The sequence below is a fragment of the Stenotrophomonas sp. genome (genome assembly GCF_031995405.1).
In the GTDB taxonomy this organism is placed as follows: domain Bacteria; phylum Pseudomonadota; class Gammaproteobacteria; order Xanthomonadales; family Xanthomonadaceae; genus Stenotrophomonas.
This window is the reverse complement of sequence record NZ_DAMAGC010000073.1, coordinates 13,962-20,738: the sequence shown is the minus strand read 5'-3', so window position 1 is coordinate 20,738 and position 6,777 is coordinate 13,962. Positions and strand designations below refer to the sequence as shown.

At 68.1% G+C, this 6,777-nt stretch carries 3 protein-coding genes; 2 read left to right on the top strand and 1 reads right to left on the bottom strand.

Features of this window, described 5'->3' with window-relative positions:
• Positions 1-246: 246 nt before the first annotated feature.
• Positions 247-3,636, bottom strand: coding sequence for an autotransporter domain-containing protein (locus RTO53_RS13230; protein ID WP_312238217.1), 3,390 nt, complete (start codon positions 3,634-3,636; stop codon positions 247-249).
• 456 nt (positions 3,637-4,092) lie between these two features.
• Between RTO53_RS13230 and RTO53_RS13225 the strand changes: the two genes are divergently transcribed.
• Positions 4,093-5,502, top strand: a complete 1,410-nt coding sequence (locus RTO53_RS13225; protein ID WP_312238216.1) for an amidohydrolase — start codon at positions 4,093-4,095, stop codon at positions 5,500-5,502.
• Positions 5,499-6,777 (top strand): amidohydrolase family protein (locus RTO53_RS13220; RefSeq protein WP_312238215.1); only part of this gene is annotated, 1,279 nt, incomplete at its 3' end. The genes RTO53_RS13225 and RTO53_RS13220, both read left to right, overlap by 4 nt.

Here is a 6,777-nt window from a genome sequence, read left to right as displayed (position 1 = left end):
GAGCAGCAACAAGCAAGCGATAAGCCTTTGCCCCGCATGCCCTTGGAGGCGAAATAAAGGGGGAGGCGGCGGCCGCAGGCCGACGCCGGAGGACATTCGCCGGAAAGGGCATGGGCGCCCAGCGCCCGACCCACCGACCAGTGCCTGGAAAGCTCTCGACGCGCCTCGTTTCTGCAACGTGGCGCAGAGACGGATAAGAAAAAGGCGGCCATTGGCCGCCTTTTTCCCGTTACCGGTCGTGCCCGATCAGAACTGCACGGACCAGCGTGCGGTCACGCCGTGATCGCGCGACTCGCTGCCGAACTGGCCGTTGTAGCCCAGTTCCAGCTGGTTGCGCGGGCTCAGCCACGCCGACAGGCCCAGCTCGGCGACCACCGCGTGGTCGGCGATGGCCGCACCGCTGACGGTGAAGCTGCTGCCACCGGCCAGGGCCAGGTCGGCGACCTGGCTACGGTCGCCCCAGGCGCGGCGGTAACCGACGCCACCGCGCACGTGCAGCCAGCTTTCCTGCTGCCAGGAGGCCTTCAGGCCACGGTCGAAACGCACACCGGCAGTGCCGATGTTGCTGCGGGTGTCGCCCACGTTGCCGTGCAGCGCCGCGGCACCGCCCTGCTCGTTGATGCCGTCCACGTCCACCTCGACGCGGGCCACCTGCAGGTACGGCTCCAGGCCGGCTTCGGCGTCGCCGATCCGGTACGCACCTTCGACGAAGAGCTGGCGGGTCTTGGCGTCGTAACGTGCGGTCAGTGTGTCCTGGTAACCGGCGAAGGCCAGTTCGCGGCGGCTGTCCACCTCATGGCGGGTATACCCCAGGCCGGCGCGCAGGCCGAAACCGCCCCACTGGTTGCCGACATAGGCACCGAAGTGGGTGTTGTCGATTTCAGCGCGGGCACGACGGCCCTGGCCCTGCTTGCTGTCGGTACGCCCGGTACCGATCAGCCCGCCCACCTGCCAGCCACCACCGAACTGGTGGTCCGCACCGACCAGCAGCCCGTTGCTGTTGCTTTCGGTCCGGGCGGCGTTGGCATCGCCGTCGAGCTTGCCGCTGCCGCCGATGGCCTGCACCCACGCACCGGTCACCGCTTCTTCGCCGGCGCCCGGGGCACGTGCAGCGAGGCTGCGGCTGAGCGCGGCATCGCGCAGGTAACGGCTGCTTTCCACCAGCGCCATCGGCGCGGCGGCATGCAGTTCACCACTCAGGCCGTCCAGCGCCGCACCGACCTGCGCCGGGAACAGCTGGGTCAGCGGCTTGGGCAGGCCCTGGTTCAGCGCCAGGCCGTCGGCGCTGCGTGCCACCCCAAGCTGGTTGGCGGTCACCGCGGCGCTGGCCAGCGCGTTGCCGCGGGCGACGTTGATCTGCACGCCGCCGGTGCCGTAGCCGAGGTTGAACTGCAGGAACGGCGAGAACGAACTGAAGTCCACGGTCGCAAAGCGCCCGTTGACGCCGCCGTCGGCCTGCAGGAAGTTGAACTGCTCGCCGAGATAGTAGGTGCCCACTTCCGGCAGCGCCTTCAGGGTGCCGTCCAGCGTAGCGGTCCCGGTCACGTGCAGCTGGTCGCTGCGGCTGCCCGGGGCCAGTTCGGCCAGGTACACGCCGGTGGCGGTCTGCACGTAGTTGCCGTCGATGGTCAGCGTGCCGATCGAGTTGCCGGGCGCGATGATGCCTTCCACGCGGGTGTCGCCCAGGCGACCGATGCCCTGCAGCGCACCCTTGGCGCCGACGACGGTGGCACCGCCGGTCTGCACGCCGTTGAAGGACACCACGCCACCGCTGATGTTCAGATCGGTGTTGTCCAGCACGCCGGTGGCGGTCACCCGGCTGTTGCCGCCGATGCTGTTGAAGGTCATGTCGCGCAGGGTGCCGTTGAGCAGCAGCTGGCCGCCGGTGACATCCAGCGAAGCAGTCAGCGCGTTGACGCCGTTGAGCTCCAGGATGCCCTCACGCATGATCGCACCGTTGAAGCTGTTGTCGCCGCTCAGGCGCAGCCAGCCGATGCCGGACTTGGTCAGCTTGCCCGGGCCGCCGATGTCATTGGTCCAGTCGTCCCACGCATCGCCTTCCCACACCTTCAGGCCGCCGGCCTTCTGGTTCATCACCACGTTGGTGTCCACGCGCAGCTGGCCGTAGCCTTCGATGGCCTTGGCCAGGTTCACCAGGCCCCAGCCGTAGACGTCGTCCACGCCCGCAGCACCCAGGTCGGTGGCGGTGGTCAGCAGCACATCGCGCACCTGCGCGTTGTCCAGGTACGGGAAACGTTCGAACAGCAGGCCCAGCGCGCCGGTGACGTGCGGGGCAGCCATGGAGGTGCCGGTCAGGTCTTCGTAGCCATAGGTCGGCGTCTGGCCGTTGATTTCGATGACCAGGTTGCCATTGTCGTCGTAGAAGTCAGCGTCGATCTGCGAGTCGGCACCGTAGACGGTGGAGGTGATATTGGAACCCGGTGCCGCCAGGCACCAGTTGGCCGTCTGGCCGCACCGCATGGAGCGGTTGCTCAGCTCGAGGTTTTCGTTGACGTTCACCACCGACAGCCAGTACGGCTCGATGTCGGCGACCGCGCGCGGCAACGAGGCATACATGCCGGCAATCGGGGCTTCTTCCGGCGACGGGTTGACCGCGTCGGTGTTTCCGGCAGCCCACACCTGGATCAGTCCGCTGCTGCGCGAGCCGTCGGCCATTGCGGCCAGCTGGTTCTCAAACACCGGATGCGCCAGGTACATGTCCAGGTCTTCCAGATTGTCCGGCTCGCTGCTGAGGCCCCAGCTATGGTTGACCGCGCGTGCGCCATGCGCGTTGAGCTGCGCATACAGCTGCGGGAACACCGAATCGGACGCGCCGATCGCGGCCACGGTCTGCGCCGATACATAGGCGCCCTGCGGGGTGCGGACCACGCTCAGGTAGGCAGCGCTGTTGGCAAACAGGCGTGCCACGCTCAGGTCCGAGCCGAAGGCCACGCCGTGCGTGCCCTTGCCGTCCCGGTTGGCCGCGATGGTGCCGGACACGTGGGTGCCGTGAACCTCGTAGCTCGCCCCTTCGTAGATGCCATTGCGATTGAGCAGCGCCTCTTCGACCGGATCCAGGAAGTTGTAGGTCACCGCCACCTGGTCGCCATCACTGACGAAGCAGGCATCCGGGCCGTCCAGCACTTCACGGGCGCACAGGCTGCCATCGGGCAGCACATCGGCCAGATGGATGCTGCGATGGTCCTTGCCGGCGAACTCGTCATGCTGCAGGCCGGTGCCGCTGTCGAACACGCCCAGACGGATGCCCTTGCCGGTCAGGCCGCGCGCATAGGCGGCGTCGGCGTTGATGGCGCCCAGGCCCCAGTCGGCGTCGAACTCGGTGCTGCGCCAGCTCTCGGGATTGCCGGGGGTGCCGTTGATCGGGCCGGGCGTCGGCGCGGCGGTGATGCGGATGCCGCCGACATTGGCGACATTGGCGACATTGGCCGCCGGCAGGTCGAGGCTGAAGGCCGCCCGCTGCAGCGCGCGCTGCTGCTGGTAGGTGCTCAGGGAGTCGGTGGAGGAACTGGCCAGCGCAGGCACCGCAAGGGCGGCTAGCAGGGTTCCGGTGATGGCCGATGCCAGCAGGCTCGGCGAGGGACGGCGACGTGCGGTGGAGCGCGATACGTAGGTCATTTGACGTCTACTTCCTTGAAGTGATTCGGGCTGGGACACCGCAGGGATATCGGCAGCCACACCAGAAGATGCATGCCATTCCATACGACATGCTGACTGATCGTAAGCGATTTTTTACAGAATTTTTACAATTTATGGGCATAAGCCGACACAGCGGAAGTGCCGCCGGTCAACGTCCGTGTTGGTCGCCCTGCGGGGCAACCGATGCAACGTCCTTTGCACCATCGCAGGCGGATGCCTGCTCCGGTGCGACGCGTGGCACACAACCAGGCGTCATCCAGAATTCTGGACAGGAATACGCTAACCATCGACAGAGCAAATGGGTATCAGGAAATCCCCCACAGCGATTTCCCGCATCGGCCGATGCCAGAACCCACCTCCATGAGCTACGTCACTTGGCAAGCCCGCCTGCAACCGCTAGCGTCGGTCGATCCGTCCTTGCCGCATCGGGGAAACATGCGCACACGATTGACCGCCGGGTTGGCCCTGGCGCTGTTTTCACTTGCCGCGCCGTCGGCGCCGGCAGCCTCGCGGTTCGTGCAGGATCCCTACCCCAGCACCTACGCCCCGATCGTCTCGGCGCCGGTCCTGATCCGTAATGCCACCGTGCTGACCGGTACCGGCGTGCGCCTGGAACAGGCCGACGTGCTGCTGCGCGATGGCCGTATCGCCGCCGTCGGCACGGCGCTGGCCGCACCCGCCGATGCGCGCGAAGTGGATGCACGCGGCAAGTGGGTCACGCCCGGCATCATCGACGTGCATTCGCACCTGGGCGTGTACCCCAGCCCCGGGGTGGGTGCGCACAGCGACGGCAACGAGATGACCGCGCCGGTTACCGCCAACGTGTGGGCCGAGCACTCGGTGTGGCCGCAGGATCCGGGCTTCGCCGCGGCGCTCGCCGGCGGCGTCACCGCGATGCAGGTGCTGCCGGGCTCGGCCAACCTGGTCGGTGGCCGCGGCGTCACCCTGAAGAACGTGCCGGCCACGACCTACCAGGCCATGAAATTCCCCGGTGCACCGTGGGGGTTGAAGATGGCCTGCGGCGAAAACCCCAAGCGCGTCTACGGCGGCGGCAAAGGCGTGGCCCCGTCAACGCGGATGGGCAACGTGGCCGGGTACCGTGCCGCCTTCATCGATGCCAGCGAGTATCTGGCGAAGAACGCGCCGAAGAAGCCGCAGAAGAAGCGCTGGTTCGGTGGCGATGACAAGGGCGACAGTGCCGGCGATGCGGGCGGCAAGCGCGACCTCAAGCTGGACACGCTGGCCGGTGCGATCCAGGGCGACATCCGCGTGCACATCCACTGCTACCGCGCCGACGAAATGGCGACCATGCTGGATCTGTCCAAGGAATTCGGCTTCAGGATCGCCGCCTTCCACCATGCCGTGGAGGCCTACAAACTGGCCGACCGACTGGCCGCCGAGGGCGTGTGCGGCGCGCTGTGGGCCGATTGGTGGGGCTTCAAGATGGAGGCCTTCGACGGCATCCAGGACAATATCGCGCTGGTGGACCGCCCTGCCAACAGCTGCGCGATCGTGCATTCCGATTCCCCCGAAGGCATCCAGCGGCTCAACCAGGAAGCGGCCAAGGCGATCGCCAACGCGCGCCGCGCCGGCATCGTGATCACGCCGGAGCGCGCGATGATGTGGCTGACCTTGAACGCGGCACGCTCCCTGGGCGTGGAGAAGCAGACCGGCAGCCTGGAGGCTGGCAAGATGGGCGATGTGGTGGTGTGGAACGGCAGCCCCTTCAGTTCCTACGCACAGGCCGAACAGGTCTACATCGACGGCCACCAGGTCTACGACCGCCACGATGCGCGGCGGCAGCCGCTGTCGGACTTCATGCTGGGCCAGGAGGTGCGGCCATGAGGCGGTCTCCGAGTGTTTCCGCGCGTTGCCGGGCATGGCTCGGCACTGCCTTGCTGGTATTGGCGGCGCTGCCGGTGCAGGCGCAGGACCTGCTGGTACGCAATGCCACGGTGCACACCGCCAGCGCGCGCGGCAGCCTGGAGCACGCCGACGTACTGGTCCAGGGCGGCACCATCCGTGCGGTCGGCGTGGGTCTGTCGGCACCGGCGGGCATCCCGGTGGTCGAGGCCGGCGGCAAGCCGCTGACCCCGGCGCTGTTTGGTGGCATCACCGATATTGGTATCGAGGAAGTGTCCGGCGAGTCGGCCACGGTGGACAGCACGCTGAAGCTGGAAGACCAGCCACTGCGGCCGGAATTCGATGTGAGCCTGGCCTATAACCCCGACTCGGTGCTGATCCCGGTTGCCCGCCTGGACGGCATCGGTTTCACCGCGCTGGGGGCCAACAGCGGCGGCGGCTTCATCGCCGGCCAGGGTGGCGTGGTGCGGCTGGATGGCAGCCCCGATCCGATCGGGCCTCTGGCCTTGTACCTCCGTCTGGGTGCATCCGGCGCCGAATTGACCGGCAACTCGCGCGCGGCGCAATGGATGCTGCTGGAGCAGATGGTCAGCGAAGCGCGCGGCCGGGTGTCCGCCGACTCGCCGCATGCGCTGCTCACCCCGGCCGGCCGCGCCACGCTGGCCCGCTACCTCGGCGGACACGGTCGGCTGGTGGTACAGGTCGACCGCGCGGCCGACATCCGCCAGCTGCTGCGCTGGGCGGCGCGCGAGAAAGTGAACATCGCCCTTGCTGGCGGCGCCGAGGCGTGGCGCGTGGCACCGCAGCTGGCGCAGGCCAAGGTGCCGGTGTTCGTCGACGCGCTGGGCAACCTGCCGGCCACCTTCGACCAGCTCGGTGCCACCCTGGAAAACGCCGCACGCCTGCGTGCGGCCGGCGTGCAGGTCAGCTTCGCCCAGCGCGAGGACGCCTCGCACAACGCGCGCAGGATGCGCCAGCTGGCCGGCAACGCGGTGGCCAATGGCCTGCCCTGGCAGGACGGTCTGGCCGGGCTGACCCGGGTACCGGCCCAGGTGCTGGGCGTGGGCGATCGGATCGGCACGATCGAGGTCGGCAAGCTGGCCGACCTGGTGCTGTGGGAAGGCGACCCGCTGGACGTGGGCCACTACGCCGAGCAGGTGTGGCTGGGCGGCCGGGCGATGCCGATGCGTTCGCGACAGACCGACCTGCGCGATCGCTACCTGGTCCCGCCATCGACCGAACCGCGCGCATACTCGC

What these genes read in the sequence shown, in the direction of transcription:
- RTO53_RS13230 (WP_312238217.1), bottom strand. Translation starts at nt 3,636, where the DNA reads ATGACCTACGTATCGCGCTCCACCGCACGTCGCCGTCCCTCGCCGAGC.
- RTO53_RS13225 (WP_312238216.1), top strand. Translation starts at nt 4,093, where the DNA reads ATGCGCACACGATTGACCGCCGGGTTGGCCCTGGCGCTGTTTTCACTT.